1 protein-coding gene is annotated in these 428 nt (G+C 53.0%); it reads left to right on the forward strand.

Annotation, left to right across the window (positions count from 1 at the left end; all coding sequences use genetic code 11):
• Window positions 1-428 (forward strand): serine O-acetyltransferase (locus ACYVTD_RS17055; RefSeq protein ID WP_461248835.1); only part of this gene is annotated, 428 nt, incomplete at both ends.

The raw sequence follows: 428 nt of genomic DNA on the forward strand, positions 1-428 counted from the left end.
GCGTACAGCGGGGATCCAGCGGCGTACAGCAAGGCGGAAATCGTAATATCGTATCCCGGCATTTACGCCACGATGATTTACAGGATAGCGCACGAGCTTTATCTTCTTTCTGTGCCGCTTATCCCAAGGATTATGAGCGAATACGCTCACAGCACGACCGGCATAGACGTCCACCCGGGCGCCACGATAGGCAAATATTTTTTTATCGACCACGGCACGGGTATCGTAATAGGGGAGACCGCTATTATCGGGAACAACGTAAAGCTGTACCAAGGGGTAACGCTTGGAGCCCTTTCCACAAAGGGAGGGCAGAGCATAAAGGGAGTTAAGCGCCATCCGACCATTTGCGATAATGTTACGATATACTCCGGCGCGAGCATTTTGGGCGGGGACACAATCATCGGAGAGGGAGTGGTGGTGGGCGGAAA

It is taken from the genome of Treponema sp. R6D11 (genome assembly GCF_054786075.1).